Below are 18,699 nucleotides of genomic sequence, written 5' to 3'. Positions count from 1 at the left end.
ATGAGTTTAACCCTGTGCTTTTCGATGAAAAGACGATAGTTTTTGCGCCGAGCTCAAATTATTTCGATCATTCGAGGCCGCCATGTTGCGAGAACTGAAAACCTTCATCGCGGTAACGCGCTACGGCACGTTCGCGGCGGCCGGCATGCACATCGGCCTGACGCAGTCGGCGGTCAGTGCGCAGATTCGCAACCTGGAACAAACCCTCGGCATTCGCCTGTTCGATCGCACTGGACGGCAGGCGTTTCTCAATGCGGCGGGCCAGCGTGCGTTACCCATGGCCAGGGAAATCCTCGAAACCTTCCATCGGATGGCGGTCAGCGACGAGGTCGGCGAATACCGTGGCGAGTTGAAAATTGGCGCTGTGGCCACTGCACAGACCGGCCTGCTGCCCCAGGCACTGCTGCGTTTGCGCCAGCAGGCACCCCTGCTCGAACCGAAACTGGTACCCGGCGTGTCACTGAACTTGTTGAGTCAGGTGGACACGGGCGAAGTGGACCTGGCGATCCTGATCAAGCCCCCGTTCGAACTTCCCAAGGAGCTATCGGCGCAGTTGATTCGCCGGGAGCCGTTCGTACTGATTGTGCCAATGGACCTTGAAGGCGAAGAGCCGTTGCAGTTGCTCGCCGAGCATCCCCATGTACGCTACGACCGCAATTCGTTCGGCGGCCGGCTGGTCACGCGGTTTCTGCGCGAACGGCAGATTGATGTGCACGTTGTACTGGAACTGGATGAGCTCGAAGCCATCGTCAAAATGGTCGAATGCGGATTGGGCGTATCGCTGCTACCCGAGGCAGGGTTGTGGCTTGAGCATGGGGCGAAGGTCAGGGTGATTCGCTTGGGCGACTTGACGTTTTATCGAGAGATGGTGTTGTTGCAGCGCTATAGCCAGCGAACTCAACCGATTCAGCAGTTGTTTGCCAGTTGTCTGATACCGAACGATGGCTGAATGCAAAAATGCCGATCAGCCAAAACTGATCGGCATTAGCAAAAGGGCATCTTTATGACTTTTCGGCCTTCAGGCATAACTCCTGAGCGCCACCGGGGGAATGAACGTCTCAAGCTCATCTTCCACGGCTTCGATTATTCGTTCTACATCGGCGGCATTCATGACCGTTGCGCAAGGAATGCCGGCAATGGCGATCATGGTCTCGCCAGTGGCCCGATCAAACAAACGGGCAATCATGCTGCCCGGGGCGTCCATGCTCGCCTCAAAACCCATGGGATGAAAATGCCAGCGCATCAGCTGGCAGGCGTTTGGAAATGTGACCTTACTGAATCCTTTATTCATATGTTGCCCGCCTTCTTCATCGAGCGCTTCCTTTAGCTCAGGGTAGGAGGGAAGAACCTTCAATGGTTCAACCAGTGACAGACTGTAAAAGTAGCACCCGGATGTGAAAATAATGTGGATTTTTCAGGCCGTTTGGCGATTGCTCGCGTTTTTTTGATACAGGTCACGAAAGCCAGGGATTCTCAGTCGATAATCTGCGCCCGGCTGGCCATTGAAGCGGCAGCGGAATTTCGGCAAGCTCGGCTTTTTTCCACCGAGACCTTTATGCGCGCTGATGATGATGGTCCGTTGCAAACCCAGGCCACGGGCGAGACGGTCATGCGCTATCACTTGTGCTGGAAGCACCGGGACCTGGATGGCGTCATGGCGCTGTATCACCCCGACGTCCAGTACAACGATTTTTTCCAGAACCGAGTGATGGGCCTGGATGAACTGCGTGAGTACGTGCGCGTCAGCATGCCGCGCAATCCGGATGAAGCACTGGAACACTCGGACCGAATCCGTCTGGATGGCAACACGGCGTTCATTCAATACCAGATGACCTTGCGCGGCACTAACGGGCTGGTGTCGTTTCGCTCCAGTGAAGCGATTACCGTGCGCGATGGCTTGATCTGGCGCGTTAACGAATATGCCTCGCTGGTCCGCGAGCAACTGGCCAGCCAGAGCGCCAGTAAGCGGCGTCCGGCCGAGAGTCGGCTTGGCTTATCGCCGCGTCAATTGAGCTTCATGGCCGAAGACCTCCAGCAATACTTCCTGAGCAAACAGCCTTACCTCGATCCCGAACTCGATCTGCAACGCGTGGCGAAGGAGTGCGGGTACAGCCGCAATCAGATTTCCTATCTGCTCAATCAAGTGCTGGGTCAGAGCTTTTATCGCTACGTCAACCAGGCACGCCTGCAACACTTGCTCGCAGCGCTGGACAACGCCACGCCGCCGGTGCGCGTTGACGAACTGGCATTTGCTGCCGGTTTCAACTCACTGTCGGCGTTCTACAGCTGTTTCCGCCAGCACACTGGCCAGTCGCCCAAGGCTTACGCGAAACAAATTTCTTTGCGTGCACGCGCGCAAGACAGCCTCTGAGGCCACGCACTAGGATCACCGTCATCGAAGTTTGAGTGGCGGAGTCAGACATGCCGGCGTGGCGCACTATCAGTTTATGGATGGACCAACTCGACGAGCCGCTACAGGCCCGTGCGGCGCTGGAGCAAGACCTGGATGTCGACGTGGCGATCATCGGCGCCGGTTATACCGGGCTGTGGACCGCGTATTACCTCAAACGCCAGGCTCCCGGGTTGAACATTGCCATCGTCGAGGCGCAAACCGCTGGCTTTGGCGCCTCGGGGCGTAATGGCGGCTGGTTGATGGGCAATCTTCTGGGTGAAGACCGGCTGTTGGCCCACTTATCACCCGAGCAACGCCGGGCGTCCTACGATTTGTTGCACACCATCCCCGATGAAGTGGAAATCGTCATTGAACGTGAAGGCATCGACTGCGATTTTCGCAAAGGTGGGGTGCTTTATTGCGCCGCTCGCTACCCGGAGCAGGAAACCAGCCTGCGACAGTATCTGGACAAGCTTCATAGTCAGGGCCTCAACGATAACGATTACCGCTGGCTGACTCCTGAGCAGTTGGCCCAACAGATCCGCATCGCCAAACCCTATGGCGGCATTTATGCGCCGCACGTCGCCACCTTGCACCCGGCCAAACTGGTACGCGGTCTGGCGCGCACGGTTGAACGCATGGGCGTCAAGATCTACGAAAACAGCCCGGTTACCCAGTGGCAGTCGGGCAGCCTGCGCACGGCGAAAGCCTCGGTGCGTAGCCGCTGGGTAGTGCCGGCGGTGGAAGGCTATTCGGTCACGCTGCCGCCATTGGGGCGTTATCAGTTGCCGGTGCAAAGTCTGATCGTCGCCACGGAACCGCTGTCCGCCACCACTTGGGACGAAATCGGTCTGAGTCGCGGCCAGGCGTTCAGCGAAAGCAGCCGCCAGGTCACTTACGGCCAGCGCACGGCGGACAATCGCTTGATCTTCGGCGCTCGGGGCGGCTATCAGTTTGCCGGCAAGTTGCGCCATGACTTCGACCTGAGCACCAGCGAAGTCGAGCTAAGGCGCTATCTGTTCGGCGAACTCTTCCCCCAACTCAAGAACGTGCAGATTACCCACGGCTGGGGCGGCAACTTGGGCATGTCACGACGGTTCAAGCCGCACATGCTCTGCGACCGCGCCAGCGGTATTGCCTTGTCCGGCGGTTACGGCGGCGAGGGCGTGGGCGCCAGTAACCTCGGCGGGCGAACACTTGCCGACCTGATCCTGCAACGCGATACCGAACTGGTTCACCAGCCCTGGGTCATCCCGCAGGGCGGCCTCGATGCACTCCGGGCCTGGGAACCCGAGCCATGCCGCTGGCTCGGCTACAACGCGATCATCCGCAGCTTCGTCCACGAAGACCAGACGCTGGCCAACCCGGCCACGTCGCCCTGGCGGCGCAAACTCGCCAGCGGGGTCGCGGGGTTCATGGAAGGTTTCATGCAGTAAACGACACGCTCTTCTTCTATAGGCTTGATCGACAGGTAATCCCATGAGCATCACCCAATTCAAGAACACCGCCACCCTGAAACTCGAAGAGTCCAACCCGGTCGCCGTGCCGCTGGGTGCACCCGTCGCCGTGGCGTCGACCACCAGCGTCGAGCGCGATGACGGCGTCGAAACCGGCGTCTGGGAGTGCACGCCCGGCCGCTGGCGGCGGCAGATCGTCGCCCAGGAATTCTGTCACTTCATTCAGGGCCGCTGCACGTTCACCCCGGATGGCGGCGGCGAAACCCTGCACATAGAAGCTGGCGATGCACTGATGTTGCCCGCCAACACCCTCGGCATCTGGGACATCCAGGAAACCGTACGCAAGACCTACGTTTTGATTTTTTGATTTGATCTTTTGATTGCCTGCCAAACAAAAACAACCTTTACAGGAATCGACTCATGCTCCGAAAGACACTGACCCTCGCGCCGCTATTGCTGGTCGCTTCAATCAGTCAGGCGGCGGACACCGTCAAGATCTACAACTGGTCGGACTACATCGCGCCGGACACCACGAAAAACTTCCAGAAAGAAACCGGCATCGCCTTCACTTACGACGTCTACGACAGCAACGAAACCCTCGACGGCAAGTTGATGACCGGCAAATCCGGCTACGACGTGGTGTTCCCGTCCAACCACTTCATGGCACGCCAGATCGAAGGCAAGGCGCTGAAGACACTCGACAAGAGCCAATTGCCGAACTGGAAAAACCTCAACCCGGTGCTGCTCAAAGCCTTGCAAACCAACGATCCGGGTAACGAACACGGCTTCCCGTACCTGTGGGGCAGCACCGGTATCGGCTACAACATTGCCAAGGTGAAAGCGGTGTTGGGCGACAACGCGCCGGTGGATTCCTGGGACCTGATCTTCAAGCCAGAAAACATGGAAAAGTTGCAGAAATGCGGCGTGGCCATCCTCGATAACGGCCCGGAACTGCTGCCGGCCGCGCTTAATTACCTGGGCCTGCCGCATCACAGTAAAAACCCGGAAGACTACAAGAAAGCCGAAGCGTTGCTGATGAAAGTACGGCCTTACATCAGCTATTTCCACTCGTCCAAGTACACCAGCGACCTGGCCAACGGCGATATTTGCGTGGCGGTCGGGTTCTCCGGCGACATCCTGCAAGCCGAGAGCCGTGCCAAGGAAGCCAAGAATGGCATCGACATCGGCTACGCGATTCCCAAGGAAGGCGCGGCTATCTGGTTCGACATGGTGGCCATGCCCGTCGATGCCCCGGACGAAAAGGCCGGCTACCCCTTCATGAACTACCTGCTGCGTCCGGACGTCATGGCCAGCATCACTAACTATGTGCATTACGCCAATGGCAACGAACAGGCAGACAGCCTCGTCGATCCGGCCATCAAGAACGACACCAAGGTCTATCCGAGCCCGGAAATGATGGGGAAATTGTTCGCCCTGGAAGCGATGCCATTGAACATCGACCGGATTCGTACACGGGTATGGAACAAGATTCGCACCGGCAGTTGAAGGTGATGCGCGCCGGGCCGGTGACAGGGATTCAGCCGATCGGCTCGGCCGTACAGCGCATTTGCCCTGACCCGGGTATTTGCAAAAACACCTCGTCGCCGTTCTGCGAAAAGCTGTAGCTGCCCTTGGAATCCTTGCCCTTGTAGAGCGGCGCATACTCACTCGGCACCTGACTCAGGGTCGCCGAGGCGTTGGCCCATTTCAGGTATACGACGCCGGGCTCAACCGTGAAGTAAGTGGCAGCCACCAATGCGTTCAACCCCGCGCAGCGAAAGGCTACGGGGCCTTCGCTGAGTCGGCTGGGGTCTTTTGTCCGGGCAATGGCCGAACCCTGGCGCAACTGGAACGCCCGCTCGGCATAGCTGCGGACCGTACACGCTTTGGGCTCCGCTTCGGCGGCACACGCGTTACGTTCAAGAACCCAGAAGCGTTGTTCAACCTCGACTTTATCCGGTGGCGGTACCGAACGCTCATCGGTGAGCACCAGGCGATAAAGACGCGTCAGCTCAATTTCCATTCGCTTGAGTTGCGGATCGCGACAGATGAGTTTTTCGATGGATGCCGAAGCCCGAGCGCAGTCGAAGCTGGTATTGGGGATGGTCGGGAATGTTCCAGCGCTGGCACAGGTACTCGTAATCGCACACGCAAAGGCGGCGAGGAGGGAGGCCAGAAGGGGCGCGACCAGTTTCATTTGGCCCGGACCTCAGTCTTCCTGGCGAATCGTGGCCACTTCGTCAGCCCTGACCTTGACCATCGCACCGGAAATATCTTCGAATTCGTAGAAGCCATCCTTGGTCTTGGTTTGCGGCATGTCCTTGGTCAGATACTGGGTGCCATTCTGCAGGGTGACGACCGTTGGCGTCGCGCAACCGGCCAGAGCCAGAAACGCCGCTACTGCCAGGGGCAGACCCAGAGTCTTGATGTTCATAGCCACCTCTCTTGTTGGTAAATAAATGGTGCGAATTTTTTAAACGCCCGCATCTCTATCGCGATTGGTGTAATGGATCGGCATAAAGTTCGACGCGTCAGAAAATTTCCCCGACAGTGCCGCCGCTTATCTTTTTCCGTTTGCACCGGGCAGGTCGATACTGGTATCTGTACGCATAACCAGTACTCCTTCGCCATGGCCCCTTTTTCCTGTGACTGCAAATCCCCTCGACGATCCGTTCTATTACCTCAACAACTTCATGCAAGTGCTTGATTGGCTTGAGCATCGCTATGCCGATGTGTTGAGCGTCGAGGAGCAACAATTCATTGCTGAGTGCAATCGGTTGTCGCGTGAATCCCGGGCGCTATTGGTCAGGATAGTCATGCGCAAAGGAATTCACTTCAGACTCAGCAAACTTCACTACGCCGAGATCGGTGATATCGCCAGTGCTGCCGAGCCATTGCTGACGTTGGGGTGGATTGATGAGCAGTTGCCACTGTCGATCGAGGCGCTGTTCGAAGTGTTGCTCAAGGCTGAGATTCTTCAATGTCTGGGCAGTGCCATCGATCATCCCAAGGGAAAAAAAATAGATTGGCTGCCTGCACTGAGCGAGCAATTCCCTGAAGCAAAAGTCTTCAGAGACTGGTGCCCGGCGCTGGATGACCGTTTGTTCAGCCTGACCATCATGGGCCTGTGCGATCGCCTGCGCTTGATGTTTTTCGGCAATCTTTACCAGGACTGGTCCGAGTTCGTGCTGGCTGACCTGGGCATTTTTACCTACGAAAAGGTCGAGTTCTGCGCCGATTCCCGGGGCTTGCGCAGCCGCGAGGACGTCGAAGCCTGCATGTTCCTCCACGCGTGCCAGCAACAGTTCGAAGCCGGTGAGGCGCTGGCGGGCATTGTTGAGCAGGTCAACGGGCTGACATTGAGCAATCCCTGGCTACAACGGCGTCGAGACAAACTGCTGTTCCAGATGGCCCAGCATTGCGAACGCATGGCGGATTTTTCCACCGCGTTGGCTCTGTACCGAACATGCACATATCCCGGTGCCCGCTTGCGGCTGATCCGCGTGCTGGAGCGTTGTGGCGAATATGAGTTGGCGCTGGAGCTGGCGGCGCGAGCGGAGCAAGCCCCAGAAAGCGCCACCGAGCAACAGCTGTTGCTCAGGATGTTGCCGAGGTTGCGCCGTAAATTGGGTGGGCCGCCGATGAAACGTCGTTCCCCGCAAGCAATGCTGCGCCTGGACCTGCAACTGCCCAGGACCGACCCGCTGATGTCGGTGGAGTATTACGTTCAGTCGCACTTGTCGGAAGAATCGGCGCCGGTGCACTACGTCGAAAACGGCCTGATCAACTCGCTGTTCGGTCTGCTGTGCTGGCCGGCGATTTTCGCGCCGCTGCCGGGGGCGTTTTTTCACCCGTTCCAGCGCGGCCCGGTGGATCTACTGAATGAGGATTTCCATAGCCGCCGGGCCGATTTGTTCCAGGCGTGCCTCGCGGAACTTGACGACGGACGCTACCGCCAGACCATCCGTGAGCGTTATGTACAAAAGTGGGGTGTTCAATCGCCCTTCGTATTCTGGGGAATGCTCAGCGAAGAGCTGCTGGAACAAGCCCTCGATTGTTTGCCGGCCGCGCACCTCAACCACTGGTTCAACCGCTTGCTGCTGGACATCAAGGCCAATCGCGCCGGTATGCCGGACCTGATCCAGTTCTGGCCGCAGCAAAAGACCTACCGCATGATCGAAGTCAAGGGCCCGGGGGATCGCTTGCAGGACAACCAGTTGCGCTGGCTGGAGTTCTGCCACGAGCACCGCATGCCGATTGCCGTTTGCTACGTGCAATGGGCGGAGCAGAGCGCTTGAGCTACAGCATTGCCGTACGGGCGTTGTGTGAATTCACTGCCAAGGTCGGTGACCTCGACCTGCGTTTTACGCCGTCCCCCACCGCACTGGAGGGAATTTTGGGCCATCGCACGGTAGCTTCACGGCGTAGTGACGGGTATCAGAGTGAAGTCGCCCTTGAAGGCCAATATCGAACCCTGGCAGTAAAGGGCAGGGCGGATGGCTATGATCCCGGGCAAAACTGCCTGGAAGAAGTCAAAACCTACCGCGGCGACTTGAGTAAGCAACCGGCCAATCACCGCCATCTGCACTGGGCGCAGGCGAAGGTCTACGGTTGGTTGATGTGCCAGAAACTCAAGCTTGAGCAGATCAGCCTGGCGCTGGTGTACTTCGACATCGTCAGTGAAAAGGAAACTTGTCTGGTCGAGCGCTTCAGCGCAACGGAACTGAAATCGTTCTTCGAGGAGCATTGCGCCCGGTTCCTGCACTGGGCCGAGCAGGAAATGGTTCACCGCGAGAGACGCAATCGGGCCGCTGAGCAATTGGCGTTTCCCCATGCCGGTTTTCGACCGGGGCAGCGTCATCTGGCCGAGTCGGTGTTCAAGGCCGTCAGTACCGGTCGCTGTTTGATGGCCCAGGCGCCGACGGGTATCGGCAAGACCGTCGGTACGTTATTTCCGATGCTCAAGGCGTTGACACCACAGCAACTGGACAAGGTGTTTTTCCTCACTGCGAAAACCCCGGGACGCAAACTGGCACTGGACGCTGCGCAGGTGATTCTCGACAGCGCCGATGCGCCGCCGTTGCGGGTTCTGGAGATGATCGCCCGGGACAAAGCCTGCGAGCACCCGGACAAGGCGTGCCACGGCGAATCCTGCCCACTGGCCCAGGGTTTCTATGATCGCTTGCCGGCGGCGCGTCAGGCTGCCAGCGAAGTCAGATTGTTGAATCAATGTGCATTGCGTCAAATCGCTCTGGAACACGAGGTTTGTCCGTATTACCTCAGCCAGGAAATGGCCCGCTGGGCCGACGTGGTGGTCGCCGACTACAACTATTACTTCGATTTCAGTGCGCTGTTGTTCGGCCTGGCGCAGCTCAACAACTGGAAAGTCGCGGCGCTGGTCGACGAAGCCCACAACCTGGTGGAACGCGGTCGTCAGATGTACAGCGCCAGCCTCGATCAATCGTCCCTCAACGGCGTACGAAAAACCGCTCCCGAGGCGTTGAAAAAGCCCTTGCAGCGGGTCAATCGCGAATGGAACGCCCTGCACAATCAGCAACAGGGCACCTATCAGGCTTATGACAAACCTCCGGAAAAACTGCTCCAGGCGTTGTCATCGTGCAGCGCCAGCATCGGCGATTATCTGAACGATCACCCGCAGGGGCTGGACAGTGCGCTACAGAGTTTTTACTTCGACATGCTGCAATTTTGCCGGGTTGCCGAACTCTTCGACGAGCAGTTCCTGTTCGATATCAGCAAACGCGACCTCGACCGCAAGAAAAGCCTTTCGCAGTTATGCCTGCGCAACGTGGTGCCTGCCGGTTTTATCGGTCCACGCCTCACGGCTGCGCGCAGCACCGTGCTGTTTTCCGCCACCCTCAGCCCTCGTCACTATTACGCCGATTTGCTCGGCACGCCGGCCAACACGGTGTGTATCGACGTTGAATCGCCGTTTCACGCCGACCAGTTGCAGGTGCACATCGTCAACCAGATCTCCACCCGCTTCGTGCATCGCCAAGCGTCCCTGGAGCCGATTGTCGAGTTGATCGCCGAACAGTTCACCCAGCGCCCCGGAAATTACCTCGCGTTCTTCAGCAGTTTCGATTACATGCAGCAAGTCGCGCAGTTGCTGGCCGAGCGGTATCCGCAGATCAATCTCTGGTCGCAATCCCGAGGAATGGCGGAGGAGCAACGTCAGCTGTTTCTGGATCAATTCACCGCCGAGAGCCAGGGCGTCGGCTTTGCGGTACTGGGCGGGGCGTTTGGCGAAGGCATCGACTTGCCGGGCGCTCGGCTGATTGGCGCATTCATTGCCACCTTGGGGTTGGCGCAGCTCAACCCGGTCAACGAGCAACTGAAGCGGCGGATGGCGGCTATTTTCGGTGCTGGCTACGACTACACCTACCTGTATCCCGGTGTACAGAAAGTCGTGCAAGCAGCGGGGCGAGTGATTCGCACCCAACAGGACCAAGGGGTGGTGATGTTGATCGATGACCGCTTTGGCGAGAGCAAGGTCAAGCAATTGCTCCCACGCTGGTGGTCGATTGCACCGAAGATAATTCACTCTGATTGGTAGGATTTTTTACCTTTAAAAACATAGACATACCTTGATGCAAACGGCGATTTGAACAATCCCCAAAAGCGAACTTTATTCATAGGGCTGGTCATCACTTTTACCCAACTCTTTGATAAGGAAATCAAGGTATGTCAGATGCATCGAAGTACACCTACACCCCCGAGGACGTAACCAAGGCGTTCACTGAAATCACTGCCACGCTGTTCGCCGGCAAAACCGTAGAAACCCCGCGCAAGCTGTTAATCACCGCTGGAGTGGAAGGCTCGGGAAAGACTTACTTGCTGGAAAAAAGTTTGCTGCCATCCGGGCGTTACGGGAATTACGTTCGTTTGTACCTGCCCGAGTACCGAAAAAAACACCCGCAATACGCCGACATGATCAAGCTCGGGGTTCTGCACGCCTACGAACACACAGAAGCGTTTGCCAGGGACCTCGGAGCACAAATCTTCACCTCTGCGCGCACTCATCAGTACAACATCATCATGGAGTGCGCGTTCGATGACATCGCTTTTGCCGGGTTGGCAAAATTTGCTGAAGGTTATCAACCGGAAATCCATGTTGTGGGTTGTAATCACGCGTTTGCCCATATGTCCAGCATCAAGCGGGCATTCTCCAGCCTGGCTAAGCAAGAACTGGAACGATTCGTCAGCTATTCGAGGCTGGAGTCAAGCATCAGTAACGCCCCGGCGGTCCTCGTCGCCTTCGAGTTCCTCGCAAAGACAGTGAGTGGCTCTCAAATATTTTTGTACGAGCGTGGGCTGGGCGCACTGCAGGACCGGGTGCTGCGCGCGCACAGTACCTACACCCTGGACGCAGCGGGCGAACTTACTGAGACTTCCACATTGGAACCTTATACGTACAGCGCCTATGACAAAATCCTCAGAAGATCTGTTTATTCGATGGAGGAGCGTGATGAGGCAGTCAAGGAGTGTCATCTGCAACTACTGAAAACCAAGGAATATGACAAACAGGTGCCCGATTTTGTCTATAACGACCTGTATTCTTATATCACCAAATACGTGTATCGCTGAGTGGGCATAACCGCTTGAGAAGCAAACTGCCGAGGTAAAGTCTTCTCAAATCGGCTGTTTGTCGCATACTCCAGAAAATCCAATATGACTCGAGATTTCAATGAGCGAAGATCGAAACAAAGCCAATGCCTTCGAAGACAAGCGTTTTCGCTTGTTGATCGATGCGGTGATTGACTACGCGATCTACATGATTGATCCCGACGGCATCATCATCAGTTGGAACGCCGGCGCCCGACGTTTCAAAGGCTATGAAGAGGCCGAGATTCTCGGTCAGCACTTTTCGCGTTTTTACACCGAGGAAGACCGCCGTATCGGCAAGCCTCAATTAGCGTTGGACACGGCGATTCGCGAGGGGCGTTTTGAAGGTGAAGGCTGGCGTGTGCGCAAGGATGGCACGCATTTTTGGTCCCACGTGGTGATTGATCCGATTTATGACACGTCCGGCCAGCTACTGGGGTTTGCCAAGATTACCCGTGATCTGACCGACCGAAAAATGGCGGAGGAAGTGCTCAAGCAAAGCGAGCAACAATTCCGCCTGCTGGTGCAAAGCGTCACCGACTACGCGATCTACATGCTTGATCCGGATGGACGCCTGACCAACTGGAACCTGGGCGCTCAGCGCATCAAGGGCTACGCGCCCGAAGAAATCATCGGCCAGCACTTTTCACTGTTCTACACCCCTGAGGACCGTGCAGCTGGCGAACCGCAACGAACATTGGATATCGCCGTGCGTGAGGGGCGTTTTGAAAACAAGGGCTGGCGTGTGCGCAAGGACGGCACTCGATTCTATGCCCATGTGGTCGTGGACCCGATCTGGGGCGAGACCGGCACCTTGCTCGGGTTTGCCAAGATCACCCGCGATATCACCGAGGTGACCCAAGCGCAGCAAGCCCTGGAAAAAACCCGTGAAGCGCTGTTCCAGGCGCAAAAAATGCAGGCTATCGGTCAACTGAGCGGGGGGATTGCCCATGATTTCAATAATCTGCTGACAGTCATCCTTGGCAATCTGGAAATCGTCCGCAAACGAATCGCGGACGACCCGAAAATTACCCGACTGATCGACAATGCCACTCAGGGCGCCCAGCGGGGGGTGTCCCTGACCCAGCGCATGCTTGCTTTCGCCAGGCGCCAGGAGCTCAAGTCCGAACCTGTTGAGTTACCGATACTGGTGCAGGGCATCTCCGGGTTGTTGCGCAGTTCGTTAGGTCCTTCAGTCGTCCTTGAAACCCGGTTCCCTCCACAACTTGAACCGGTCATGGCTGACGTCAATCAACTTGAACTTGCCGTGTTGAACCTGGCCACCAATGCCCGTGATGCCATGCCCCACGGCGGGAAAATCGTGATCAGCACCCGTGCCGAAGAAGTTCGTGAGGAAATTCGCCCGCATATGGTGGCCGGGCGATATGTCTGCCTGAGTGTCACCGATACCGGGGAGGGCATGGACGAAGCGACACTGGCCTCGGCGATGGACCCGTTTTTCACCACGAAGGGGCTCGGTAAAGGCACGGGGCTCGGGCTATCGATGGTGCACGGCTTTATCGAACAACTGGGCGGACGATTCGTTCTCAAGAGCAAGAAAGACCACGGCACGACTGCAGAGCTATGGTTGCCCGTCGCTGCCAGCGGTTCGCAACAGGCAGCGGTTATCGATGAACTGGCCACACCGGAGGTTTCTCGCCTGTGTGTATTGGTGGTGGATGACGACAGCCTGGTGCTGACCAGTACTTGTCTGTTGCTCGAAGACCTCGGTCATCGGGTGATCGCGGCGACATCCGGCGTCCAGGCGCTGGAGTTGTTCGAGGCTGAGAAAGCGATCGACCTAGTCATCACCGACATGGCAATGCCTCAGATGAGTGGCGCTCAATTGGCAGATGCCATCCGCACGCGGAAGTCAGACGTGCCAATTATCCTGGCGACAGGTTATGCCGAACGTCTCGAAGGTAATGCAGCCAGGCTTCCCAGATTGCCGAAACCTTTTACCCAGCACAATCTGGTGGAAATCATTGCTGCGGCGATGAAGTGATAGCGATTTAGGTTGTACATATGGCGAGGGAGCAAGTTCCCTCGCCATATGTTTGCAATCAGGCAGCCATGTTGGGCGCACCGAGCTCTTTCTTCAGTTGAGCTTTCAGTGTTTCCATCTGTGCCCCCAATTCTTCCAGCTCTGCTTTACCAAGCAGTTTCTTGGCTTGAGGAAACATTTCTGTTTCTTCCTCTTCAATGTGGTGCTCCAGCAACTCCTTGACCACTTTGACCCGACCGGCAAATTCAGGTGTCGACGGGTCGGTGACTTTGAGGTCCGGCAGAACCAGCGAATCAACGGTGCGATGCTCTTCTTTGGCTTCGTAGTACATGACGTCCTGCTCTTTGCCGCCGGCTTTTTTGTAAGCCGGATACAGGACTTCTTCTTCCAGACGCGTGTGGATGGAGATTTCCATTTCCAGCTTGGCCAGCAATTCAGTGCGTTTTTTAATGCCGCGCTCGGTGGACTCGCTCAATTGGCTCAAGATGCCTTTTACGCGTTCATGGTCAGCTTTCAACAGGTCTATGGCGTTCATGGTGAGGTCTCTCAAGTCGTCACGGAATGGAAGAGCGCAAACGGTCTCGATGCCGAAAGTCGCTCTTGGGAATAGAGCATGAGTCGTGCCGCTTTCGACCGCCGGATAAATTCGTAAAAAATCAATGAGATATATGGAGTGCTGGCGAATAGAGGTCATGCAGGCTGCATGAGTAGTGACGTTGCTTCATGCAGTTCGCGGCTCAACGGCTGGCTTCTTGCGTTGCTCATAGCGGGCGAGGACCGGTTGCGTACTGACGCCATGAATCAAGATGCTCAACGCGACCACGGACAGCGTCAGGTCAGTACACAGTGTTGCAACTGACGGATTCAGCCCATGGTTGAGGACATAGAACAGGTAATAAAAGCTGCCAATCCCGCGAATGCCGAACCAGCCGATCAATAAGCGTTGCCGACCGTCGAGCACGTTACCCCACGGTATGAGCATGACGCTAAGGGGACGAATCAGGCAGAACAACACACCACCAATGGCCAACGCGCGCCAGTCCCAGTGGGCCATCAGCACGACGCCGAGCAACGTTACCAAAAACACTTCCATAGCCCGCTCCACCAGGCTACCAAAGGACAGCATGTCGCCGATCATGATCCCGGCCGCCACTTGTGTGTCCTCCAGATGCTCTACATCACCATGCACGGCGGCATCGGGCTCGACGTTCTGGTGGCCGACCACTGCCTGAACCAGATGCTCGGCCGGTGGTTGTGCATTGCCCGTGGATTTGACCTCGGCCCCACGCAAGCCGAGGCCTGCGGCGAATACCGACAGAAACCCATAACCATGAACCGATTCGGCGGCGACGTAAGCCAGTGCAATCAGCGCGAACGTCAGATAGTCATTGGGTGAAAGGGTGCTGTCGGCGTTTCTGATGCGCATAGATAAAGTTAGACGCCCGATACCTCGGCCCATGGAGTAGCCAATCAATAAACCGGCAGGCACGGCCCACAAAAGACGTTTGAGCGCCCAGTCATCGAGCCAGGTGGTTGAAGAGGAATCGCCCTGTTGCAGGAACAGCAAACCGAGGATCACAAATGGAAAGGCTATCCCGTCGTTAAGACCGGCTTCACCAGAAAGTCCGAAACGCACCGGATCGTCGTCCTTGGAGTCGTTGACCTGAACCAGAGAGGCCAGTACCGGGTCGGTGGGCGCCAATATCGCGCCGATCAACAGCGACGGCCCCCACGCAAGTCCAAAGGCAAAATGCAGCAACAGGCAGACACCGGTGATGCTCAGGAGCATCACCGGCCCGGCCAGCCCATACGCCACGCGCCACTTGCGATCCTTGAGCGGCAGCCGCAGCTTCAACCCGCAGACGAACAAAGAAAAGAGCACCGCGACTTCCGTCAGGTGCTCCATCCAGAACGACGCGTCCTTTATATCCAGCCTGAGCCAGCCGAGTCCCGACGGCCCGATGGCCACGCCCAGCGCCAGGCACACGGCGGACGTGGTCACAGGCATCCAGCGCAGGTACGACGAGGTGAGTGCCAACGCCAGCAGCACGGCACCCAGCACGGCGACCCAAGCGGTGAAGCTCATGGCTTCTGTCATCAACCGACAGTCGCGCGCAAATACTCGGGCGTCAGCACGTTGAACCACACCAGGATCATTTCCACCAGAATCGTCACCAGCACCAACAGCCCGACGCCCCAGACACAAGCGGAGTTGAGCAGGCCTTGTTCCTTGCGCTCATGCATAAACGTCGGCAATCCCACAAACAGCAGGAACGTCGAATACGCCGATGCTGCGCCTAACACCAAAATGGCCAGCCAACGACTCGGGTACAGGCCAGCGAGGCCCGCGAGGAAAAACGGCGTGACGGTGTAGGCCGCAAAACCGATGCATTGATTGACGGTAGGCCGGGCGTCGAAGGTGCGTGACATCCAGCGAATGAACAGCCCCATCACGGCGACGCCAACCAGGATGCTGACGTACAGCAATATGCAGAGTTGCAGCGCACTGGCGGAACTAAGCTTCACCGTTTCATTTTCCGCCAGGCTCCAGCCAACGTAAGTGGTCCCGATAAACAGGCAAACCGGAGGGATCAAGGCGAGCAGTAGCAAATGTGCAAGATAGTGGCGCGGATGTGCTTCCTCTTCCTTGCGGATATCCGTCCACGCGAAGTTAGGTTGGGTAAACAGCTTGACGATAGGTGCGGACATGGCGACCTCCAGATATCGAAAGGCCCTCCGGGGAAGCATGCTATTCACTTGTGGCGAGGGAGCAAGCTCCCCTCGCCACAGGTTTTCGTTTGTTTCAAATTCTTGAGTGAACAGCAGTACACGACGTGAGGCCCGATAAAGTGTTGAGCACGGGCAATATCCGCGGGTTCAATTTTTTCAGCCTTGCTCAAAGGATCGGCTTGCCACCGGTCACGCCAAAGCGCTGGCCAGTGATATAGCTGCCTTCGTCCGAGGCCAAAAGCACATAAATCGGCGCTACTTCCACTGGTTGACCCGGGCGCCCAAGGGGGGTGTTGGCGCCGAAGTTCTGCACGGTTTCTTCCGGCATGGTGGAAACGATCAGCGGCGTCCAGATCGGCCCGGGCGCCACGCTGTTGACCCGGATATTTTTCGGCCCGAGCATTTGCGCCAGACCAGCGGTGAAGTTGGCAATTGCACCCTTGGTCGTGGCGTAGGCGAGCAGGGTGGGGTTGGGCATGTCGGAATTCACCGAACTGGTATTGATGATCGAACTGCCGGGCTTCATGTGTTTCAACGCGGCCTGACAAATCCTGAAGATGGCCGTGATGTTGACGTCGAAGGTCATCACCCATTCTTCATCGGGAATGTCTTCCAGGGTTTCGTGGGTCATCTGGAACGCGGCGTTATTGACCAGCACGTCGATGCGACCGAAGCGTTCGACGGTTTTCTCCACCAGTGCCTGGCAATGCACCTTGTGCGCCAGGTCTCCGGGCAGCAGCAGACATTGGCGCCCGGCCTGTTCCACCCAACGGGCGGTTTCCTGCGCGTCTTCCTGTTCATCGAGGTAGGCAATAGCCACGTCCGCGCCTTCACGGGCAAAGGCAATCGCCACGGCGCGACCGATACCACTGTCGCCACCGGTGATCAGGGCAATCTTGCCTTCCAGGCGCCCCGAGCCCTTATAGCTTTGCTCGCCACAATCGGGGTAGGGATCCATTTTTCGCTGGGAGCCGGGGACAGGTTGGTGTTGCTTGGGGAAGGGTGGTTTGGGGTAGTTCATCATCAGACTCCGAACAGGGGGCGTGTTCGGGGTTGACTGTGGGGGTTTGGCTTGAGTTCGGTTGTATTTCACCTTCCCTAAGAACTCACGAACCATTTTAGGAGCTGGCTTGCCAGCGATGGCACCCGCTCGGGCAAAATCAATTTCGACCCGATGATCGCATCGCTGGCAAGCCAGCTCCTACACGGGAGCGGTGTCAGGCCTTGAGGTGACGCAAGCTGCGCTCCATCCGCGCAATGCCTTCTTCCAGCAACGAACGCGGGCAGCCGAAGTTCAGGCGCACGAATTGTCGGCAGTCATCGCCGAAATCCAGACCCGGGCTCAAGCCGACCTTGGCCTGTTCCAGGAAGAACTGTTGCGGGTTGTCCAGCCCCAGCGCTGTGCAGTCGAGCCACGCCAGATAGGTGCTTTGCGGAACGTTCATGGTGACGCCCGGCAAACGGGTGCGGACCGCATCGACCAGGTAATCGCGGTTGGCTTGCAGGTAGGCCTTGAGCTCGTTCAGCCACGGCGCCGCTTCGCTGTAGGCAACGCGGGTGGCTTCCAGGCCCAGCGGGTTGACGCTGTCGACCATGCCGCAACGGGCGTGGTTGACGCGCTCGCGCAGGTGGCGGTCCTGAATGATCATGAACGAGGTCTTCAACCCGGCGATGTTATAGGCCTTGCTGGCCGACATCAGCGTAATGGTGCGTTGGGCGATTTGCGGGCTCAGGGTGGCCATCGGAATGTGTTGACGACCGTCAAAACACAGCTCGGCGTGGATCTCGTCGGCGATGATCCAGGCGTCGTGCTCCACGCAGATGTCGGCGATGGCTTGCAGCTCTTCGCGCGGGAAAGCTTTGCCCAGCGGGTTGTGCGGGTTGCTCAACAGCAGGGCGCCGCCACCTTGCAACGACTGGCTCAAGGTCGACAGCGGCGTGGCGTAGGTGCCGTCAGGCTGAGCATCGAAGTTCAACTCGACCTTGTTCAATCCCCAATGACCTGGCGCATGACGCAGCGGCGGGTAGTTCGGCACCTGGACCACGACATTCTGTTGCGGCTGCACCAGCGCTTTGAGGGCCATGTTGAAACCCGACTCGACCCCCGGCAGGAAGATCAACTCCTGCGGCTCGACGCGCCAGGCGTACTTGTTCCACAAGTCGGCAACAATAGCCTCGCGCAGATCGTCCGGGGCCACGCTGTAGCCGACCATTGGGTGTTCCAGGCGTTTTTGCAGTGCCTGGATGATCATCGGTGGCGCGGCGAAATCCATGTCGGCAACCCACATCGGCAACACGTCGGCCGGGTAGCGGCTCCATTTGGTGCTGCCGGTGTTGTGGCGATCGAACACCTGATCAAAATCGAAAGTCATGCGCGGTCTCGTGAAGTCGGGTTAATCATGCCGGCCATGATAATCCCCAGACCCTGTGGGAGCGAGCCTGCTCGTGATAACGGTGAGTCAGTGACATAAATGGATGGCTGACCCTTCGCC

17 protein-coding genes are annotated in these 18,699 nt (G+C 57.5%); 9 read left to right on the top strand and 8 right to left on the bottom strand.

What is annotated here, in order from left to right:
• The first annotated feature begins 82 nt into the window (after positions 1–82).
• Complete coding sequence (locus ABVN21_RS09930) at positions 83–949, top strand: LysR family transcriptional regulator (protein WP_339553783.1); 867 nt, start codon at positions 83–85, stop codon at positions 947–949.
• Positions 950–1,018: 69 nt separating this feature from the next.
• Here the strand turns inward: ABVN21_RS09930 and ABVN21_RS09925 are convergent, their stop codons facing one another.
• A complete protein-coding gene (locus ABVN21_RS09925) occupies positions 1,019–1,291 on the bottom strand; it encodes a DUF1652 domain-containing protein (protein ID WP_047538622.1) in 273 nt (90 codons plus the stop codon).
• A gap of 264 nt (positions 1,292–1,555) precedes the next feature.
• Here ABVN21_RS09925 and ABVN21_RS09920 point away from each other — a divergent pair, with 264 nt between their 5' ends.
• Genes ABVN21_RS09920 through ABVN21_RS09905 form a run of 4 tightly spaced genes read left to right on the top strand, consistent with a single transcriptional unit; the run spans position 1,556 to position 5,355 of the window.
• Entirely contained in the window at positions 1,556–2,371 is an 816-nt protein-coding gene (locus ABVN21_RS09920) for a helix-turn-helix domain-containing protein (protein ID WP_339553782.1), read from the top strand.
• A 50-nt stretch (positions 2,372–2,421) separates the two neighbouring features.
• Complete coding sequence (locus ABVN21_RS09915; RefSeq protein WP_339553781.1) at positions 2,422–3,828, top strand: FAD-dependent oxidoreductase; 1,407 nt, start codon at positions 2,422–2,424, stop codon at positions 3,826–3,828.
• Between the two features lie 43 nt (positions 3,829–3,871).
• Positions 3,872–4,216 (top strand): cupin domain-containing protein, encoded by a 345-nt coding sequence (locus tag ABVN21_RS09910; RefSeq protein ID WP_339553780.1) that lies wholly within the window; start codon positions 3,872–3,874, stop codon positions 4,214–4,216.
• Between the two features lie 53 nt (positions 4,217–4,269).
• A complete protein-coding gene (locus ABVN21_RS09905) occupies positions 4,270–5,355 on the top strand; it encodes a polyamine ABC transporter substrate-binding protein (RefSeq protein ID WP_339553779.1) in 1,086 nt (361 codons plus the stop codon).
• 31 nt (positions 5,356–5,386) lie between these two features.
• Here the strand turns inward: ABVN21_RS09905 and ABVN21_RS09900 are convergent, their stop codons facing one another.
• Both ABVN21_RS09900 and ABVN21_RS09895 read right to left on the bottom strand, forming a co-directional pair.
• Positions 5,387–6,046 carry a hypothetical protein gene (locus ABVN21_RS09900; protein ID WP_339553778.1) on the bottom strand — a complete coding sequence of 220 codons (660 nt, stop codon included), beginning with the start codon at positions 6,044–6,046 and terminating at the stop codon, positions 5,387–5,389.
• Between the two features lie 12 nt (positions 6,047–6,058).
• Positions 6,059–6,283, bottom strand: coding sequence for a YgdI/YgdR family lipoprotein (locus ABVN21_RS09895; protein ID WP_339553777.1), 225 nt, complete (start codon positions 6,281–6,283; stop codon positions 6,059–6,061).
• 211 nt (positions 6,284–6,494) lie between these two features.
• Between ABVN21_RS09895 and ABVN21_RS09890 the strand changes: the two genes are divergently transcribed.
• From ABVN21_RS09890 to ABVN21_RS09875, 4 genes are all read left to right on the top strand, one after another.
• Complete coding sequence (locus tag ABVN21_RS09890) at positions 6,495–8,147, top strand: VRR-NUC domain-containing protein (protein ID WP_339553776.1); 1,653 nt, start codon at positions 6,495–6,497, stop codon at positions 8,145–8,147.
• Positions 8,144–10,423 (top strand): ATP-dependent DNA helicase, encoded by a 2,280-nt coding sequence (locus tag ABVN21_RS09885; protein WP_339553775.1) that lies wholly within the window; start codon positions 8,144–8,146, stop codon positions 10,421–10,423. The genes ABVN21_RS09890 and ABVN21_RS09885 overlap by 4 nt, the downstream gene beginning before the upstream one ends.
• A gap of 128 nt (positions 10,424–10,551) precedes the next feature.
• On the top strand, positions 10,552–11,454 hold the full coding sequence (locus ABVN21_RS09880) for a zeta toxin family protein (protein ID WP_339553774.1): 903 nt from the start codon (positions 10,552–10,554) through the stop codon (positions 11,452–11,454).
• A 100-nt stretch (positions 11,455–11,554) separates the two neighbouring features.
• Complete coding sequence (locus ABVN21_RS09875; RefSeq protein ID WP_339553773.1) at positions 11,555–13,477, top strand: PAS domain S-box protein; 1,923 nt, start codon at positions 11,555–11,557, stop codon at positions 13,475–13,477.
• A 58-nt stretch (positions 13,478–13,535) separates the two neighbouring features.
• On the opposite strand, the gene ABVN21_RS09870 is transcribed toward ABVN21_RS09875, so the two are convergent.
• The 5 genes from ABVN21_RS09870 to ABVN21_RS09850 all read right to left on the bottom strand — a co-directional run bounded on the left by ABVN21_RS09870 (position 13,536) and on the right by ABVN21_RS09850 (position 18,579).
• Positions 13,536–14,012, bottom strand: coding sequence for a hemerythrin domain-containing protein (locus ABVN21_RS09870; RefSeq protein WP_339553879.1), 477 nt, complete (start codon positions 14,010–14,012; stop codon positions 13,536–13,538).
• 186 nt (positions 14,013–14,198) lie between these two features.
• Positions 14,199–15,563, bottom strand: a complete 1,365-nt coding sequence (locus ABVN21_RS09865; protein WP_339553772.1) for a sodium:proton antiporter — start codon at positions 15,561–15,563, stop codon at positions 14,199–14,201.
• Between the two features lie 11 nt (positions 15,564–15,574).
• A complete protein-coding gene (locus tag ABVN21_RS09860) occupies positions 15,575–16,186 on the bottom strand; it encodes a Yip1 family protein (RefSeq protein ID WP_339553771.1) in 612 nt (203 codons plus the stop codon).
• Positions 16,187–16,373: 187 nt separating this feature from the next.
• Entirely contained in the window at positions 16,374–17,231 is an 858-nt protein-coding gene (locus ABVN21_RS09855; protein ID WP_339553770.1) for an SDR family oxidoreductase, read from the bottom strand.
• A gap of 193 nt (positions 17,232–17,424) precedes the next feature.
• Entirely contained in the window at positions 17,425–18,579 is a 1,155-nt protein-coding gene (locus ABVN21_RS09850; protein WP_339553769.1) for a PatB family C-S lyase, read from the bottom strand.
• Positions 18,580–18,699: the final 120 nt, after the last annotated feature.

The organism is Pseudomonas sp. MYb327 (assembly GCF_040438925.1).
Lineage (GTDB): Bacteria > Pseudomonadota > Gammaproteobacteria > Pseudomonadales > Pseudomonadaceae > Aquipseudomonas.
The sequence above is the reverse complement of the archived record's forward strand: the minus strand, read 5'-3'. Positions and strand labels throughout refer to the sequence as shown.